We start from the raw sequence: 18,892 nt of genomic DNA, 5'->3' as shown, positions 1-18,892 counted from the left end.
ATGGTTAGCTTTGTTACTTAGAAACGGTCAGACGAGCACGGCCTTTCGCACGACGGCGAGCCAGAACCTGACGACCATTTTTAGTGGCCATACGAGCGCGGAAGCCGTGAGTACGGTTACGCTTCAGTACGGATGGTTGAAAAGTGCGTTTCATAGCGATTTCTACCTAGCTTAAAATTTGTTACTGATTCAGCAAATGCGTTGGCGACCAGTGAGAATGAGTAGACACCGATGCCTCAATCGCAACATCAATATATAGAAAGAGGCAGGATTGTAATAAAATGTACCACCCTTAGTCAATCCAAGATGACGCGAGCCTGGTCGTTTTCCTGTCAGATTTTTTACTGCAACCAGACATTCACCAAACATGACCAGACTTTTTGCTACCCGAAGTGCTTACCCCAAATCCTCACCAGACATGACCGGAAAAAAATCGTTGGCATAACACGCAGGGTGCAAGATTATACGGACTGTGTAATAAAGCGCAAGGATCATACACAGATCGTTGTGATTGAATTAGTGATCATCATATTGTTTTCACATTAAATTTTAAACGATAGATAAACGAAGTTTGCTATATGCCATGATTACACTACAGTATCTCTTACGGGCCTTTATATTCAGCCAGTATCAAAGCATGGTGATCACCCTGTGGATAAAAAGCGTCAAAGCTGTGTAAAAGAATGAGGATCTATGTCGTCTTTTGCGTTATGATCGTCGGCCACGATCCCAACCTCTCTAATCTGCGGATCGTTGGGGAGCGATGATATTAAAAATCGCCACAAGGTACATGCTATCTTCCTCAGCATTGAGGAGTAATGCCTTGTGCCCAGTATAACGTATCTATTATTCCGGTTTCTTTTATTGGTCTCGTTTTAGGGGAGTTCGCCGTGTCACTTTCGCTTTGGCAGCAATGTCTTGCCCGATTGCAGGATGAGTTACCTGCCACAGAATTCAGTATGTGGATACGACCCCTTCAGGCAGAACTGAGTGATAACACTTTGGCTCTCTACGCCCCCAACCGTTTTGTGCTGGATTGGGTAAGAGAGAAATATATCAATAATATCAATTTGTTATTAAATGATTTCTGTGGTCCTGAAGTACCGTTGCTGCGTTTTGAAGTAGGAAATAAGCCTGTTTCACCTAACCAGTCTGCATCTCAGAAAATCATTGCCGATATGCCGGTAACTGCTGCGCCGTCCAGTACATCTGTACGCCCAAGCTGGGACACTGCAAAAGCCCAGCCAGAGTTATCCTATCGTTCCAATGTCAATCCCAAACACACATTTGATAACTTTGTTGAAGGTAAATCTAACCAGCTCGCCAGAGCGGCTGCCAGACAAGTTGCTGATAATCCGGGGGGCGCATACAATCCCTTGTTCCTCTATGGCGGGACAGGATTGGGTAAAACCCACCTCCTGCATGCTGTCGGCAATAGCATTATGGCACGCAAAGCCAATGCAAAAGTGGTATACATGCACTCTGAACGCTTTGTTCAGGACATGGTAAAAGCATTGCAAAACAATGCGATAGAAGAGTTTAAACGTTATTACCGTTCAGTGGATGCCCTGCTGATCGATGATATTCAGTTTTTTGCAAATAAAGAACGATCCCAAGAAGAATTCTTTCACACGTTCAATGCCCTGTTGGAAGGTAATCAACAGATTATTCTGACATCAGATCGCTATCCGAAAGAGATCAACGGCGTCGAAGATCGGTTAAAATCCCGCTTTGGTTGGGGATTGACCGTTGCCATAGAACCACCGGAGCTGGAAACCCGCGTCGCTATTCTGATGAAGAAAGCTGACGAGAATCAAATCCAGTTGCCGGGTGAAGTGGCTTTCTTTATTGCCAAACGCCTGCGATCCAATGTTCGTGAACTTGAAGGCGCTTTGAATCGAGTCATCGCCAATGCCAATTTTACAGGCCGTGCGATTACCATTGATTTTGTACGCGAAGCATTACGTGACTTATTGGCTCTACAGGAAAAGCTGGTAACCATTGATAATATTCAGAAAACCGTAGCTGAATATTACAAAATCAAGGTTGCAGACCTGCTTTCCAAGCGCCGCTCACGCTCTGTTGCCCGTCCGAGACAGATGGCAATGGCGCTGGCAAAAGAGCTGACAAATCACAGCTTGCCTGAAATCGGGGATGCCTTTGGTGGACGTGACCATACAACCGTACTTCATGCTTGTCGTAAGATCGAGCAACTGCGTGAAGAGAGTCATGACATCAAAGAAGATTTTTCTAACTTAATCAGAACATTATCTTCCTAGCGCTATGAAATTCATCATTGAACGTGAGCAATTACTCAAACCTTTGCAGCAGGTCAGCAGCCCTTTGGGCGGTCGCCCTACCCTGCCCATTTTAGGCAACTTATTATTGCAGGTCACTGAAGGCTCTCTGCTGCTGACAGGCACCGATTTAGAAATGGAAATGAAGGCACGGGTAACGCTTACCCAGCCTCATGAGCAGGGAGCAACCACCGTCCCTGCACGTAAATTCTTTGATATCTGGCGCGGGCTGCCGGATGGCGCAGAGATCAGCGTAGAATTGGATGGCGATCGCATTCTGGTCCGTTCCGGTCGTAGCCGCTTTTCACTTTCTACCCTGCCCGCTTCAGATTTCCCCAATCTTGATGACTGGCAGAGCGAAGTCGAATTTTCTCTGCCACAGGCCACACTGAAACGTCTGATTGAGTCCACTCAATTTTCCATGGCACATCAGGATGTCCGCTATTACTTGAACGGCATGCTGTTTGAAACCGAAGGGGAAGAACTGCGTACCGTTGCAACAGACGGCCATCGTCTGGCGGTCTGTTCCATGAATATCGGGCAGAATCTGCCGTCCCATTCAGTCATAGTACCTCGTAAGGGTGTCATTGAATTGATGCGTCTGCTGGATGGCGGTGATAATCCACTGCAATTGCAGATTGGCAGCAATAACATCCGCGCCCACGTTGGTGACTTCATCTTCACCTCGAAATTGGTTGATGGCCGTTTTCCTGACTATCGCCGCGTACTGCCAAAGAATCCAGATAAGACACTGGAAGCCAATTGCGACATGCTTAAACAAGCATTTTCACGGGCAGCAATTTTATCCAACGAAAAATTCCGTGGCGTCCGCATCTACTTAAGCGAAAACCAACTCAGAATTACAGCCAATAACCCTGAACAGGAAGAAGCAGAAGAGATCGTCGACGTCAGCTATCGAGGTACAGAAATGGAAATTGGCTTCAATGTCAGCTACGTACTGGATGTTCTGAACGCATTGAAATGCGAGCAGGTGAGTCTCCTGCTGACGGATGCCACATCCAGCGTGAAAATTGAGAACTCAGCCAGTCAGGCCGCGACTTATGTCGTGATGCCGATGCGTCTGTAAAGAATGCGCCTGTAACAGTATTAACTCACGCTTATGATTCTCTCGCGTTTGCTGATCCGCGATTTTCGTAATATCGCGAATGCTGACTTACCGTTGGCGACCGGTTTTAATTTTCTGGTTGGGCCAAACGGTAGTGGCAAAACAAGTATACTGGAAGCCATTTATACATTGGGTCATGGTCGTGCCTTTCGCAGCATTCAAGCCGGAAGGGTTATCCGCCATGATTGCGAGGAATTTATTCTTCATGGGCGGCTTGATCAGCAACCCCATGAACGTTCCTTATCGGTCGGACTGAGCAAAAACCGCCAGGGTGACAGCAAAGTCAGGATCGATGGCAGTGACGGGCATAAAATCGCCGAACTGGCGAAAATGTTACCCATGCAGCTCATCACACCAGAAGGTTTCACCTTGCTAAATGGCGGCCCGAAATATCGCCGGGCTTTTATTGACTGGGGCTGCTTTCACAATGAGCCACGCTTTTTCACTGCCTGGGGCAACCTGAAAAGGTTGCTCAAACAGCGGAATGCGGCATTGCGACAAGTCACCCGCTATAACCAGATCCAACATTGGGATCGTGAACTCGCTCCGCTGGCGACGGAAATAAGTCAATGGCGAGCTGAATACATTGCAGGAATTTCGGAAGATATCGAAAAAACCTGCCAACAATTTTTACCTGAATTCACCCTCAGTATCAGCTTCCAACAAGGCTGGGACAAAGAGAGTGAATATGCAGAACTACTCGCGCGGCAGTTTGAGCGCGACAAATCGCTAACCTACACCGCTTCCGGCCCCCATAAAGCTGATCTGCGGATCAGGGCGGACGGCACACCGGTAGAAGATATGCTTTCCCGTGGTCAGTTGAAGTTACTGATGTGTGCGTTGAGGTTAGCACAGGGTGAATATTTCACCCGACAGAGCGGGCAAAAGTGCCTGTATCTGCTTGATGATTTTGCCTCAGAACTGGATGCCGGCCGTCGTCAGCTATTAGCCGAGCGTCTAAAATCTACGCAAGCCCAAGTGTTTGTCAGTGCAATCACAACCGGGCAAGTTACAGACATGATTGATGTAAATAGCAGGATGTTTCGCGTAGAACATGGCAAAATAGAGGTTCAACCACAGGATTAAGATGAGCGAGAAACGTTGATGTCGAATACATATGACTCCTCAAGTATCAAGGTATTAAAAGGGCTGGATGCTGTCCGTAAACGTCCAGGCATGTATATCGGTGATACCGATGATGGTACTGGCCTGCACCACATGGTCTTCGAGGTTGTTGACAACGCTATCGACGAAGCCCTCGCAGGTCATTGTGACAAGATAGTTGTCACCATCCATGCAGATAACTCCGTTTCTGTACAGGACGATGGCCGCGGTATTCCTACCGGCATACACGAAGAAGAAGGTGTTTCAGCAGCAGAAGTCATCATGACCGTGCTGCATGCGGGGGGTAAATTCGATGACAACTCCTATAAGGTTTCCGGCGGGCTGCATGGCGTAGGGGTTTCTGTTGTTAACGCCTTATCAGAAAAACTGGAACTGACTATCCGTCGTGACGGAAAAGTCCACGAACAAACCTATCATATGGGTGTTCCACAGGCACCGTTGAGAGTTGTCGGTGATACCGAACAAACGGGAACCACTGTCCGTTTCTGGCCAAGCATGGAGACGTTCAAGGTTAACACTGAATTCGAATACGATATTCTGGCAAAGCGTCTGCGTGAATTATCATTCCTGAACTCCGGTGTTTCCATTCGTTTAGTCGACAAGCGCACAAATGCAGAAGATCTCTTTCATTATGAAGGTGGAATTAAGGCGTTTGTTGAATTCCTGAGCCGCAATAAAAACCCAATTCACCCAAATGTTTTCTATTTCTCTACGGAAAAAGACGGGATTGGCGTTGAAATTTCCATGCAATGGAACGATGGTTTTCAGGAAAACATTTACTGCTTCACCAATAACATTCCTCAGCGCGATGGGGGAACTCACTTAGTTGGTTTCCGTACCGCAATGACCCGTACCCTCAATAGCTATATGGATAAAGAGGGCTACAACAAAAAATCCAAAGTCAGCGCTACCGGTGATGATGCCCGTGAAGGTTTGATTGCGGTGATTTCCGTTAAAGTGCCTGATCCTAAATTCTCTTCCCAGACCAAAGACAAACTGGTTTCTTCCGAAGTGAAGACCGCCGTCGAGACCCTGATGAATGAGAAGCTGGTGGAATATCTGCTGGAAAACCCGAACGATGCCAAAACGGTTGTCGGTAAAATCATTGATGCGGCACGTGCCCGGGAAGCAGCACGTAAAGCGCGTGAAATGACCCGCCGTAAAGGTGCACTGGATCTGGCCGGATTGCCGGGCAAACTGGCTGACTGTCAGGAGCGCGATCCTGCCCTGTCCGAACTCTACCTGGTGGAGGGTGATTCTGCGGGTGGTTCGGCAAAACAGGGGCGTAACCGTAAAAATCAGGCGATTCTGCCATTGAAAGGCAAGATCCTGAACGTTGAGAAAGCACGTTTTGACAAAATGCTGTCTTCGCAGGAAGTCGCAACCTTGATCACGGCGTTGGGCTGCGGTATTGGCCGTGATGAGTACAATCCGGACAAGCTGCGTTATCACAGCATCATTATCATGACCGATGCCGATGTTGATGGTTCTCACATCCGTACCCTGCTGTTGACCTTCTTCTATCGCCAGATGCCAGAAATCATTGAGCGTGGCTATGTTTATATCGCTCAGCCACCACTGTACAAAGTGAAGAAAGGCAAACAAGAGCAATACATCAAAGATGACGATGCAATGGAAGCGTACCAGATGTCCATCGCATTGGATGGTGCCGCGCTGTATACCAACCCACATGCACCGGGATTGAAAGGTGAAGCACTGGAAAATCTGGTGACTGAATTTAACGCCACCCAGAAAATCATCCGCCGCATGGAACGCCTGTATCCGCTGGCTCTGCTGAATAACCTGATTTACCATCCAAAACTGACCGAAGATGCACTGAACGATCAGACAAAAGTGGAAGAGTGGGTCAGTGCACTGACTATTCGCCTGAATGACAAAGAGCAGCATGGCAGCACATACAGTTATCACATTCATGAAAACCGTGAACGCCAGGTTTTCGAGCCAATTTTGACCATTCGTACACATGGCGTTGATACCAACTACAATCTGGATTTCGATTTTATCCACGGTGGCGAATATCGCCGCATCACCAAACTGGGTGAATTAATCGGAAACCTGATTGAAGAAGGCGCATATATTGAACGTGGTGAGCGTCGTCAGGCAGTCAACAGCTTTGAACTAGCTCTGGAATGGCTGACCAAAGAATCACGCCGTGGTCTTTCCATCCAACGTTATAAAGGTCTGGGAGAAATGAACCCGGATCAGTTGTGGGAAACCACAATGAACCCTGAAACACGCCGCATGATGCGTGTCACGGTAAAAGATGCCATTGCGACCGATCAACTGTTCACGACCCTGATGGGTGATGCCGTTGAGCCTCGCCGTGCATTTATTGAAGAGAATGCGCTGAAAGCAGCGAATATTGATATTTAATCCTGTTACTTAACTCTAATATCCCAGATAACCTTCGTTATCTGGGATAAAAAAACTCAGATCAGCAAATGATATGAGTTTTTTATTTAGCCAATAACACATATGAAATAATCACATCAATCTTTTCTGGTTTTTCCAACCACTTATTAAACACATTACCCAGCCCTTTTTGTTTATAAGTGGTATCACAGCTTGCATATGTTCCTGCTGGACCTAAGCCATATGTTCCGCCCCCCTCGGCTTTAACCTGACATTTATGCAACTCAGTAAAATCATGATATAACCATTTAGGTTCTATGGTACTGAACTCAATGACGACGCCCGGATTTTTATTAGTCAAGTAGTCTTTTGAATAATCAAAACGAGGTGCAATACCACAAAATGCTTTTGCCTCTGTAACACAAGGAACCTTCTGGTATTTATTGGTATCAAATGCCTTATATTCCTTCATCTGCATTGCTCGATACCAAAACATTGCCTCTTGTGCCTCTTCATCAGCTTTTTTTGCTTTTTTACTGATTAAAGTCACTTTATTCGGCGTTTCGGTCTCAACAACCAATGTTCCATTTTTGTACAACGACATCACTTTCGTATCTTTTAAGCCATTCTTTGTGATTAAATCCTCAATCGCTCTGTCCGCCACACTAAAATGACTCACTCCTAACAAAATAGGCAGAATAAGAAGATAACTTTTTTTATTCAGTCTCATAAAAAAACCTCACAATTAAACTATAAAAATTTATAACGAGTTTATTAATTATATAAACCAACAATAAAAATCTAATTCAACTGTTAACATAAAACAAAAACAAATTAAGGTAGGCACAATTAAAATAAATAATAAAAATTACTCACCATAAAAAATCAAACATAGAACATTTCATGTCATAAATTAAATAAAACTTAACTATTACAACAGTGATTTTATTGCTATGATATATTATCGGTAAGTTTGAAGAGGATGAGAATTTAACAAAAACAAACCCTATACCAATAAAATAACACCACCATATTGATAAGGATTTTCATCATGCTAAGAAGAATAAATTTTGTATCAAAACTTCATGATTCAATCATTAAAGGTGGTTGGCTTGAACACATTAACAATACAGATAACTCAAAAGAAACTCAGAACAACGCATGGTCTTTTTCTTAGCCACAGCGGGTATAGGTTCAAAGGAACTTACTAAAAAAACCCTATTAAGAGGTCTTTATTATGTTTAAAAAAGCTTATTCTTTTAATAAAGAAATTGAAAAAATGCAGTCAAACTCTTTGGCTCGTTCAAAAAATCTATCCACCTCACTACCCGATAATCTATCTAATATAGACATTAATAAACAAATGCTTATACACAAGCTTCCCTTTATCGCATCAATAGAAGTTAGTCTACAAGTAGCAGAAAATGCAATCAATAAACTTCTCAACTCCATTCGCGAAGATAAATGGCTGGACCATATTGAAGATACTGAATATACATGGCGTAATATAGAAGATAAGAAATTAAAAACACCACAAGATTTATGGGATCTGAGATGCTGTATAACTGAACAAACACTAATTTCAATGCGATATGACATCAATGAACATAATCGAAACACTGAAAAGTATTTTTACTTTGTTTGTTATATTCAAACAATACCTATCGGAATAATTCAACTTAAACATTATGATATAGAAAAACAAAATTCTCTGACAGTCAACAACCTTATCACTCATCCAGGAATAAAAAACTGCTCCTATTTATTGATGGAAAAAGCAGTTAACAAATCCTATGAAATGGATTTTAATGGAAAATTACAGCTAATGACAGCAACTGATGAACTGAATAGAGTTTATCATAGAATGGGATTCATTGATAATGATGACTATATGACATTAGATCCAAATGGAAACAATTTTTGGACTTTCTATACAGAAGATGAAGTATACAAATTTAACAATTCTTCTATCCTCTCAATATAAAAAATAAATTCAGATGAAAAAAATAACAAATACCGCCAATTTCTCTATCGAATTGGCGGTATTATCCCAACGGATGCTGAACAGTCACTTCAATAAAAAACTTAACCCTTTTCTACAACAAAATACGCAGCATACGGCGCAAAGGTTCTGCCGCTCCCCACAGCAACTGATCACCGACGGTAAATGCAGAAAGATATTCCGGCCCCATATTCAGTTTACGCAGGCGCCCCACTGGCGTATTCAACGTGCCAGTCACCGCTGCCGGCGTTAATTCACGCATTGTCAGTTCACGATCATTCGGGATCACGCGAACCCAATCATTATGAGAAGACAGCAACGTTTCAATCTCATGAATCGGAATATCTTTTTTCAATTTCAGGGTAAATGCCTGACTATGGCAGCGCAAAGCACCAATGCGGACACACAGACCATCAATCGGGATCACATTATTGCCCGTATTCAATATCTTGTTGGTTTCTGCCTGACCTTTCCACTCTTCGCGGCTCTGCCCATTTTCCAGTTGCTTATCAATCCACGGGATCAGGCTTCCCGCCAAAGGTACGCCAAATTGGTCAACCGGCAATGCACCGCTGCGGGTAAACTCTGTGACACGTTTTTCAATATCCAAAATGGCGGAAGCCGGATCTTGCAACTCATCTGCAACCTGATTATGCAGCATGCCCATTTGTACCAGCAGTTCACGCATATGGCGAGCTCCACCGCCAGAAGCCGCCTGATAACTTGATACCGATGCCCACTCAATCAAATCATTGGCAAACAGACCACCCAATGACATCAACATCAGGCTGACAGTACAGTTACCACCAACAAACGTTTTGATGCCTTTATTCAGGCTGTTCTGAATATGTTGATGGTTAACGGGATCGAGAATAATGATCGCATCGTCATTCATACGCAGTGCGGAAGCAGCATCAATCCAATATCCCTGCCAGCCGGTTGCTCTCAGTTTGGGGTAAATTTCATTGGTATAATCCCCGCCCTGACAACTAATGATTATATCCAGCGCACTCAGCGCCTCGATATTAAAAGCATCCTGTAAGACGCCTGATTTACCTGCAAATTCCGGTGCAGGTAGCCCATGTTGGGAAGTGGTAAAGAAAACCGGATTGATTTCGTCAAAATCCCGCTCTTCCATCATTCTCTGCATTAATACTGAGCCGACCATACCGCGCCAGCCGATAAAACCTACACTCTTCATCATGTTTACCCTGCCTTGAAAGATGTTCGTCAGATACAACTGACATCCTTAAAACTGACAAAATATAACGAAAGGTGCAAGCATATTTATGCACTATAACACCAACATTTCTGCATGGATGCGTTTGCCATTTTTAAACCATACAGAAGTATGTATTCCCATTCGACTGGAACTGCGATTACTTATCGGTTTGCCTGGCACTTTGGGTCTCAAAAAAGGTTTTGGAGTAATAGGATCGACAGTAACTACCCTTGAATAAGCTTCTTTTTCTGCCATAAAAGCAGCTCTGGCATTTTGGTTCCGAGAAAGCTCTGAAAAATGAAGCTGACAAATATGACTTATTCTAAATACTTCTTCATTACGTTGAGTATCTTTATCATGCTCATAACTCAAGGTTTGTGGATTAAAATAATTATTGCGTACCCTAACCGATCCAATATAACCAATCACAATACTGTTTGAACACAACTTAGAAAACTCAGAAGCAAAAGATTCCTCAAAGTCATAGGGAGAGTCTCTATCCTTCTCGCAAGTTGCAGAATTACATACCACCAGATGAATATACCTAAATCTGTCTAATATTATTCCTCCGTTCTTAACTAATTGATCATATAGTTCACTAGGTGTCATGTTTTCTATAGTCAGATTTTCACTCAGGACGGTTAAATATCCCATGGAATAACTTTCATCATATTCACCATGAGAACAAACTGATAAACGAAAATGACCATGATAAATATCTTCAAATGTATAAAAACCACGAAAGACTTTAATATTTTTCATGATAACCATTCCTTATATGCTACTTTTGTTCTTACCATTACCATACCAAGCAGTATGAATGCGACAGCAATTTTGTGGATTACTCATGCAATTAATTACCATTCATTAGTTAGAACGAAATATTGCAGAAAAACAAGCAAATAAATTGACTGCATTAAGGATTGGGCTCTGATTTAATGATCAGAATATCAATGAGATGGAAATAAAGAATAAAAGAAACCTACAGCAAAACTGTAGGCTTTGGATCAACCTTTCTTTTTCTTACCCCGAATAGCCTTAAAAGGAAACATTAAGGTATAAAATAAATGGAAATAATGATAACCGTTATAGTGATTTTCTTCCTGATTATCAGTGGGATAATTGGAGGAGTCAGCCTTTATAACCGTTTAATTCTACTACGCAATAACGTTGATAATGCCTTTGCCAATATCGATGTTATCTTGAAGCAACGTGCTGACCAGATACCGGCTTTAGTGTCTATCGTTTCTAACAAAAAGGTGCTTTGGTAGATATTTTTTGCCTTGATGATCTCATTGCAAGTTTTTTATATGTTAAGTTATTATGGTCTTGATTAAGCCCATAATTTAAATAAAAAACTAGGATGGTAATTTTATGTCATATATGATTTATTTATCTTTAAATGGTAAAAAACAAGGTCTCATATCTGCGGGGTGTTCCACTCCAGATTCGATAGGAAATCGGTATCAAAATGGGCATGAAGATCAAATACAGGTACTCAGCCTGAATCATACAATTACACGACAACAGAATGTCAGTCATCAACCCATACAATTCATTAAACCTATAGATAAATCGTCACCATTATTAGCGATGGCAATAGATTCAAACGAATCTCTAAATGGCGCTTTTATTTTTTACAGAACAAGCCAAGCTGGACAACTGGAATTATTCTATGAAGTAAAAATCACGGAAGCCACTATCACTGACATATCCTGTGTATACCCGCATTCTATAAATGATTTTGATGCCATGCCACATGAAAGGATTTTTCTAAATTACAAATCAATTTCATGGAATCATATAACAGCTGGTACATCAGCCTATAGCATATGGGAAGACAGAACCTATTAAGCAAAAATCCCTTAGGAATGATCACCACCTCCGATAGAGGTGGTATAAAGCTGACAATAAAAACAAGCATGATTATTTGCATAGGGATATATCTTTTACATATTTATTAGGTGCTATCCATGATGATTTAGCACATGTAATGTAGTTTTCATTTTTTAGTTTAAAATCAACATAAAAAGAAAAAAACAAATTAAAAACAAATCCTATTACAGCTAAAAGACCAAAAACACTCCCTATTTTATTATTGAATACCACCTGTTTTTTAGTTAAAAGGTATTTAAATAATAATAAAGAAAAATACATACATAATGGACTAACCCAAATAAACCAAGCACTTTTAGCTGAAAACGTAACAATTTCATCTCTCTTAAGCATTAATTCAATTGCCCTATTTTAAAAACTCCAGGAACATCCTTTATGTTTCCAGCGAAATTTGACAATGGATCAGCTATTGAATAAACTTCATCTCGCAATGATTTAAAGTCACTCTCTAATGTTTTCAAGAAAATTATAGCTTCATCTTGATCTAATAAGGCATGATAATCTATATTTTTATTTAGTTGTCTTTCAAGTTCTTCATATCTTCTATCAAGGAATTGTCTTCGGTTTGCTGCCATGGCAACAAGGCATTTCAACCGAAGGACATATTTTTGGTACCATCGCAGGAGTCGTTTTCTCTTGGCTTACTAAAAAATGGAGCATTACACATCGCTAGTTCAGAAAAACAAAAAATACGGCTATTAGAGGAATCAGAAACCCTTTAGCCGTATATTAAAAAGTTACTTCCAGCGTAATGCCATATCATCTACTGGCTGCCCTATAATTTCTTTATCCTTTTTATAATCGTGTGAAACATACCAATTTGGGCTACGTCCTTGACGAGGAAGACCAAATTCACTACGTTGTACATACCCCGATCGCAACGCACCAAAAATATGCTCATTGGACAATGTTTCATCCGATTGAGCATGTGCTGTTACAACCGTGGCATGGCGACGATCCATCTCGTTTAACAAGCGACATATATATTCTGCTGAGAGATCAACTTTTAATGTCCAGGCATTATTGATATAACCAAACAAATAGGCAAAATTAGGGATATCTTGTATCAACGTCCCCTTATAGAACATTAGGTTATTGCTTTGCTGTTGTTGTCCATCAATTGAAAGCTCAATTCCACCCATCAGTTGTAATTGCAGCCCTGTCGCTGTCACTATGATATCCGCGGGAAGTTCCTTACCAGACTGCAACAAAATACCGTTTTCAGTTATACGTTCAATCTGGTCGGTAACGATAGACGCTCTACCTTCTCTCAATGCTTTAAATAGATTGCTATCGGGGACAAAGCACAACCGTTCATCCCATGGCATATACTTTGGCGTAAGGTGTTTCATGTCAAAATCAGGGCCGACTTTTCTGCGAGCTAAACCCAGCAAAAACGATTTCAATAGCTTAGGAGAATATCGGCTTATCCTATACAACGAACTGAAAAAGAAGATATTGCGACTTCTGCTCAACGCGTAAATCCAACGTTGCGGAATAATCCCTTTTAAAAGCTCAGCGAGCTTATCCCTTCCCGGTATTGAAAAAATGTAGCTTGGGGAGCGCTGAAGCATGGTGATGTGTTCAGTATCATTAGCCATTGATGGAAGTAAAGTGACCGCAGTTGCGCCGCTCCCAATCACAACAACCCGCTTTCCTTTGTAAACCAATGTTTCAGGCCAATGTTGGGGGTGAATGACCGGACCTTTGAATTCTTCAAGACCGGGAAATTTGGGTAAATAAGGATCATCATAGTTATAGTAACCTGTCGCACCGACAAGAAAACGACAGGTAAATTGCCGGGTATCCCCACTGGTTTCGTCAATCGCGGTAATAGTCCATTGGCGAGCTTCATTTGACCAATTAGTTTGGGTGATCTTTAATCCAAACTGGATTTTCTTATCAACGCCATACTCTTCCGCTGCTGAACGGAGATAGCGCCTGATTGAAGGTGCATCTGCAAAAATACTGGTATCTTCCCAAGGACGAAATTTATAGCCATAGCTCATCATATCGGAATCTGTGCGAATACCGGGATAGCGAAATAGATCCCAGGTTCCACCTATATTATGGCGACGTTCTAAGATCCCCACTTTCTTGTTAGGACACTCTCTTGCCAGATGACATGCCATACCAATGCCAGAAACTCCCGCTCCCATGATCAAAACATCATAATGGTTATTCATGTTACCCCTCCTGCAAAAAGACTTTCTAATCAGATAAGTAGCTTGTTCAACATGTCATGTTATTTTTTATTTGCAGGAACAACCATTTGCATTTATGTGGGGGGAGTATCACAGTTATATACTCTTCGTCTTTCAAGTTGCCTCTTTGTTGGCTGTACTCACTCGCGACAATAATTTCCTCTTGAATCGGACAAGATTTAAAGTGAGATTTCTACAATGTTATATGAACCTAAATTTATAGCGATCTAACCATGAGTGAATATCAATATTATCATTTTGAACGACTTGATGGCGCGCTGTCAGCGAAACAAAAAGCCGAGCTGAGAACTATCTCCAGCCGAGCCGAAATAAGCTCAAATCATTTTACTGTTCATTACAACTACAGTGACTTAAAGGCTGAACCCTCTGAATTAATGGCTCAGTATTTTGATGTGGGGATCTATTATGCAAATTGGGGGCAGGTTATTTGCTACCTGAAAGTGCCACAAGATGCGATCCCTTCGGTATTTATGAGCATTGATGATGGGGATTCCGTGATCTGTGAGAAAGGGAAAAACTATCTGTTATTCACCTTTTCCGTGGACGAAAATGATTACTATATGGACGATGACGATGCAAAAGATTATTTAGATCATTTGGTTGAGTTACGTTCTGAGCTCATGGAAGGGGATTATCGCCTGTTATATCTGCCCTGGCTGAAACGTGCATTTGATGGTGATGAGACGTTGGATAAACTGCCTCTGATTAATTTCAATTTTAAACAATTATCCGAAGCTCAATCTGCCTTTGCCGAATTATTCGGTATTCCACCAGAAGCTTACAGGGCCTTGGATATATTGCTTAAATCATCGCAGGCACATACCGCAAAAGTTGAACATCTGACCGCAACAGAGCAAATGAACAGGCTATCTGAATCAGATAAGGATTTGCTATTAAAATCTTTATTTGAGCAAGGACAGCTCACTGCAAATCAGGCTCGTGCGTTGGTTTATAAGCCGTTCACCAGCAATGATTATAAATACTGGCTGAGTCCTGCGTCACTTAATACCTATTTGCAAGCTGCGAATGAGGAAGTAACGCGCGAACGTTTATTGGCTGAACAACAAAGAATCGAACAAGAGCGGCTTGCAACACTCAAGCGGCTCAATGCTGTCTTTTCCTCAAGAGAGGTTCACTGGGAAAATGCGAAGAAATACAGTGAGCAAGGCCATGCCAGCGCTTATGATAAAGCGGCCAGAGAAATGAAAGATCTGTACGATGCTTATCGCGTTAATAACGCACTGGCAGAATTTGTTCCACTCTATCGGATATTTGCCAAACATATAGAAAGAAGGAGATCACTGGTTCAACGATTGGAATCACTCAATCAGGAAATCGGTAAATACCAAGGTAGTATTTGATTTTATCACTAAAGCAAAGCGCCGGATAAAAACCAGCACCTTGTCAATATCTAGAAGGCACTATTGCTAGTGCCTTGGCGCCATTAAGGTTAAAAATGAGCACTGAACGTATCAAAGTTATCGGCTTTGACAAATTTGGCAGCGTTGGGCATCTCTTTGCCACCTTTGTCTTTGCTTAGCGCATTGAAATGCTCAACGCCACACTTGATCTTAGCCTGTTCAGCCTCACGCAGATCATCTGAGAATATACTTGATTTCGTTTCAACCACGAAGTAAAGCTGTTCCCCGGTTCCATCATCTTTGTCAACTAATACCGCCCAGTCAGGATTGTAACTGCCCAGAGGGGTATCAATCTTGAACCAAGATGGCAGCTTGGAATAAATCTTCACTTCTTCAGCTCTTTCTAGCTTTTCGGCGAAGTTAAACTCAGTATCTGAATCGCAAATAACGTAGTCATATACCGACTTTTCAGCTTTCACCATATCCTTGAGGTAGCCAGTCAGCTCTTCTTCTTGGAAAAGCTCTTGGGCATAGTATGCTTCGTCACCAAGACGATGGTATTTAACACCATTTACAATGACAATTCGCATTTGTTTACGGATAGCTTCACCAACTAACTCGATAAAACGCTGAGGATTGTTTTTGAAGGCTTCCAGTTTATCGCCCAAACCCAGCAGAATATCGATAATTGTCTGACGGGTCAGATTGGTTTGATCGGTCAGATAAGTCACGATATCTGGCAACTGGAAGTTACGATTGCGGTAATATTGGATTTTTGTTTTCTCATCATAGGCTTCCAGTTCAGCTTCAGTAACCGCAACTTTAACCTTGGTGTACTGAAATTTGGCACTGGCTACCACCACGTTCGCTCTAATTTCCTTGATACAGTTTTCAACCAGTTCGTTGGTATTAAAGTTAACACGATAAGTCGTTTTGTATTTAATACGCCCCCAAAGAGCTTTAAAGGCCTCACCAAGTACAACCTGCTTACCATTTGTATCTTCACACAAAGCTACAGAGCGCTTCTCTTCGTGTTTTTTCACATTCAAACCTTTTGCCAACTTCTTCAATGTGGCAACGATGGTATTAGTATGCTCAGCGACACTGGAAGGAAGGCTCACCTCGTTATTATTGATGGCAATTTTCAGCGCATTCTGAATCTTACCTTTGCCATCAATATAACCTTGAGACAGAAGGTGCTGGAAGATCTCTTCTGACTTCCTCGCTCCCAAGAAGGTTTTCTGATCCAGTCCGCCAAAAACAATAATGTTGGCAAATTGGTGAGACTCAACAGCACCAAATTTAATGCCTTCTTCCGCTTCAATCTCTTTTTGCAGTTCAGAAACAAAGTCTTCATAAGATTCGTTTGCCATAACGGTCAGCGTATTTACCTCAAAACCGTAAGGCACACGCTCACCCGATTGATCAACAGCTAAACGTAGGCCACGACCGATTTCCTGTCGTTTTTTAGTGATTGAATTGGTTTCATTCAACGTACAGATCTGGAAAACATTCGGGTTGTCCCAGCCTTCTTTCAGTGCTGAATGTGAAAAGATAAAACGCAGCTTCTCATCTATAGATAGAAGCTTTTCTTTGTCTTTCATGATCAGATTATAAGCCGACTCATCGGCCGCGGTTTTCCCTCCTTCGCCTTTAGATGACAGCTTCGAGTCAGCGAACTGAGGGTTGCCAGAGGCATCTTTTTTCTTGTCCTGTGCAAAGTAGCCACCATGCACTGTTTGAGTGAGTTCTTGTAACGCGGCTTCGTTGATGGTGTATTGATCGCCATCTTTATCCCAGATTTTCGGGTACAACGCGCGGTACTTGGGCTTGCTAACCTGCCTGGCAAACTCTTCTTCAAACCACCTAGCAAACTTACCCTGCACAGGAACGCCATTTGTAGAGTAGCCGCGGTAGTTAGCAACCCTATCGATAAAGAACAGACTCAGCACCTTAATCCCTTTCTGGCTTAGGATCTTCGGGTGGTCGAGCTTGTCATAACCCGTTGTTACCTTGTGGTAGAACTTCAGCTCTTTTTCCAGATGCTCTTCGATAGTTTTGGCTATTTGAATGCGCTTAAAGGCCTCTGCATCCACTTCACCAATCGCTTGCCCAAGGCGCACAATTTCATCGCGACTGGTAAAATCAATATACTCATTACCTTCTTCGCAATAAATATCGTTTACGACATAGCCTTCATAAACACTACGCCTACCCGAAAGCTCGAACAAGTCATTGACTTGCCTATCTTTGATGGTGATTACCTTACGTGGTTGCAGCTTGCCAGTGCGCGTTTGAGCGTCAATTTCAATCTTGGCAGAAATGGGGGATGTCTTATTATCAACACTCACTAGCTTAATGTAGGCTTGGTTGTGCCCATCCTTAACATCCAGAGAAGCAACCTCAATTTGCTTAACCAGTTTGCGTTCGTAGGCATCAATAGCGTCAAGTTTATACAGCAAGTGCGGCGCTTCCTTCAATGTGGCTGAATAACGGAATGTACACAGCGGTTTTAAGCTACCAATCGCTTCTTTTCGGTTTTCCGTTGATACCACTGACTGTGGTTCGTCAATAATGACGACTGGACGAGTCGCCTGAATAAATTCAATAGGCTTCATTCCGTTCAATCTGTCATCGGTACGGTGAATCAGATTCGCTGTAGTTTCTTTCGTAGGATCGGTGAATGACTTACTGAACGCATCAATATTGATCACCATGATTTGGATGTAATCATTGGTCGCAAAATTACGGATCTGTTCGCGTCTTGATGAATCATAGACAAAATAGTCATACTGGACGCTTTTATACTGCTCACGGAAATGCTGCTCAGTAATTTGCAGTGATTTATAGACGCCTTCTTTAATCGCAATAGACGGCACTACGATAATAAACTTTGTTAGTCCATGACGCTGATTTAGCTCAAAGATAGAACGCAGGTACACATAGGTTTTACCTGTACCCGTTTCCATCTCAACACTGAAATCCAGACTGGGCAGTTCTTGCTTTGCGTTTTCAACCTGTGGCAAGCCATTCTTTAACTGGACATTACGCGTGTTGGCATAAATTTCATCAGGCAATAAGGTAAGAGCATTTCCGACACCGAGGTCGTTATTTTTACCAAAGATATTTAGTTGCTGATTCGCCAACATATTATCAATAACAGTGAAATTAGATTGAAATGTTTCTTGCCCTGCAAACACACCTAAGACAGCTTCAACCGCATCGATTTGGTGTGATAAATCCGATCTAAATTGAATCTTCATCA

The 18,892-nt window shown here is 42.2% G+C and carries 17 protein-coding genes; 9 read left to right on the top strand and 8 right to left on the bottom strand.

Annotation, left to right across the window (positions count from 1 at the left end; all coding sequences use genetic code 11):
• Positions 1–13: 13 nt before the first annotated feature.
• Positions 14–154: a 50S ribosomal protein L34 gene (gene rpmH, locus Xmir_RS03230; RefSeq protein ID WP_038267117.1), complete on the bottom strand. Its 141-nt coding sequence runs from the start codon at positions 152–154 to the stop codon at positions 14–16.
• Positions 155–890: 736 nt separating this feature from the next.
• Here rpmH and dnaA point away from each other — a divergent pair.
• From dnaA to gyrB, 4 genes are read left to right on the top strand one after another with little or no spacing between them, the layout of a single operon-like run.
• On the top strand, positions 891–2,279 hold the full coding sequence (gene dnaA / locus Xmir_RS03225) for a chromosomal replication initiator protein DnaA (RefSeq protein WP_099113082.1): 1,389 nt from the start codon (positions 891–893) through the stop codon (positions 2,277–2,279).
• 4 nt (positions 2,280–2,283) lie between these two features.
• Positions 2,284–3,384, top strand: coding sequence for a DNA polymerase III subunit beta (gene dnaN / locus Xmir_RS03220; protein WP_047962545.1), 1,101 nt, complete (start codon positions 2,284–2,286; stop codon positions 3,382–3,384).
• 33 nt (positions 3,385–3,417) lie between these two features.
• Entirely contained in the window at positions 3,418–4,509 is a 1,092-nt protein-coding gene (gene recF / locus Xmir_RS03215) for a DNA replication/repair protein RecF (protein WP_099112998.1), read from the top strand.
• 18 nt (positions 4,510–4,527) lie between these two features.
• Positions 4,528–6,942 (top strand): DNA topoisomerase (ATP-hydrolyzing) subunit B, encoded by a 2,415-nt coding sequence (gene gyrB, locus Xmir_RS03210; RefSeq protein ID WP_099112997.1) that lies wholly within the window; start codon positions 4,528–4,530, stop codon positions 6,940–6,942.
• Between the two features lie 82 nt (positions 6,943–7,024).
• Here the strand turns inward: gyrB and Xmir_RS03205 are convergent, their stop codons facing one another.
• Positions 7,025–7,651, bottom strand: coding sequence for a hypothetical protein (locus Xmir_RS03205; protein WP_099112996.1), 627 nt, complete (start codon positions 7,649–7,651; stop codon positions 7,025–7,027).
• A 507-nt stretch (positions 7,652–8,158) separates the two neighbouring features.
• Between Xmir_RS03205 and Xmir_RS03200 the strand changes: the two genes are divergently transcribed.
• Entirely contained in the window at positions 8,159–8,905 is a 747-nt protein-coding gene (locus Xmir_RS03200; protein ID WP_099112995.1) for a hypothetical protein, read from the top strand.
• 112 nt (positions 8,906–9,017) lie between these two features.
• On the opposite strand, the gene asd is transcribed toward Xmir_RS03200, so the two are convergent.
• Together asd and Xmir_RS03190 are read right to left on the bottom strand one after the other, a co-directional pair.
• A complete protein-coding gene (asd, locus tag Xmir_RS03195) occupies positions 9,018–10,124 on the bottom strand; it encodes an aspartate-semialdehyde dehydrogenase (protein ID WP_099113081.1) in 1,107 nt (368 codons plus the stop codon).
• Between the two features lie 93 nt (positions 10,125–10,217).
• Entirely contained in the window at positions 10,218–10,907 is a 690-nt protein-coding gene (locus tag Xmir_RS03190) for a hypothetical protein (protein WP_099112994.1), read from the bottom strand.
• Between the two features lie 305 nt (positions 10,908–11,212).
• Here Xmir_RS03190 and Xmir_RS03185 point away from each other — a divergent pair, with 305 nt between their 5' ends.
• Together Xmir_RS03185 and Xmir_RS03180 are read left to right on the top strand one after the other, a co-directional pair.
• Positions 11,213–11,416 carry a LemA family protein gene (locus Xmir_RS03185; RefSeq protein ID WP_167385930.1) on the top strand — a complete coding sequence of 68 codons (204 nt, stop codon included), beginning with the start codon at positions 11,213–11,215 and terminating at the stop codon, positions 11,414–11,416.
• Positions 11,417–11,519: 103 nt separating this feature from the next.
• Positions 11,520–11,999: an Hcp family type VI secretion system effector gene (locus Xmir_RS03180; RefSeq protein ID WP_099112993.1), complete on the top strand. Its 480-nt coding sequence runs from the start codon at positions 11,520–11,522 to the stop codon at positions 11,997–11,999.
• 72 nt (positions 12,000–12,071) lie between these two features.
• Here the strand turns inward: Xmir_RS03180 and Xmir_RS03175 are convergent, their stop codons facing one another.
• The gene (locus Xmir_RS03175) at positions 12,072–12,374 is read right to left on the bottom strand and encodes a DUF1240 domain-containing protein (RefSeq protein WP_099112992.1); all 303 of its coding nucleotides are present in this window, start codon (positions 12,372–12,374) and stop codon (positions 12,072–12,074) included.
• Entirely contained in the window at positions 12,374–12,616 is a 243-nt protein-coding gene (locus Xmir_RS03170) for a hypothetical protein (RefSeq protein ID WP_099112991.1), read from the bottom strand. Before Xmir_RS03170 ends, Xmir_RS03175 begins: the two co-directional genes overlap by 1 nt.
• On the opposite strand from Xmir_RS03170, the gene Xmir_RS31650 reads away from it, so the two are divergent.
• On the top strand, positions 12,529–12,714 hold the full coding sequence (locus tag Xmir_RS31650) for a rhomboid family intramembrane serine protease (RefSeq protein WP_099113079.1): 186 nt from the start codon (positions 12,529–12,531) through the stop codon (positions 12,712–12,714). The two genes, Xmir_RS03170 and Xmir_RS31650, sit on opposite strands and share 88 nt — an antisense overlap.
• Before the next feature lie 64 nt (positions 12,715–12,778).
• On the opposite strand, the gene Xmir_RS03160 is transcribed toward Xmir_RS31650, so the two are convergent.
• Positions 12,779–14,227, bottom strand: coding sequence for a flavin-containing monooxygenase (locus tag Xmir_RS03160; protein WP_099112990.1), 1,449 nt, complete (start codon positions 14,225–14,227; stop codon positions 12,779–12,781).
• 251 nt (positions 14,228–14,478) lie between these two features.
• Between Xmir_RS03160 and Xmir_RS03155 the strand changes: the two genes are divergently transcribed.
• Entirely contained in the window at positions 14,479–15,627 is a 1,149-nt protein-coding gene (locus Xmir_RS03155) for a hypothetical protein (RefSeq protein WP_099112989.1), read from the top strand.
• An 89-nt stretch (positions 15,628–15,716) separates the two neighbouring features.
• Here the strand turns inward: Xmir_RS03155 and Xmir_RS03150 are convergent, their stop codons facing one another.
• Positions 15,717–18,890 (bottom strand): type III restriction-modification system endonuclease, encoded by a 3,174-nt coding sequence (locus Xmir_RS03150; RefSeq protein ID WP_167385929.1) that lies wholly within the window; start codon positions 18,888–18,890, stop codon positions 15,717–15,719.
• Positions 18,891–18,892: the final 2 nt, after the last annotated feature.

The organism is Xenorhabdus miraniensis (assembly GCF_002632615.1).
This window is presented reverse-complemented; position numbering and strand designations above follow the sequence as displayed.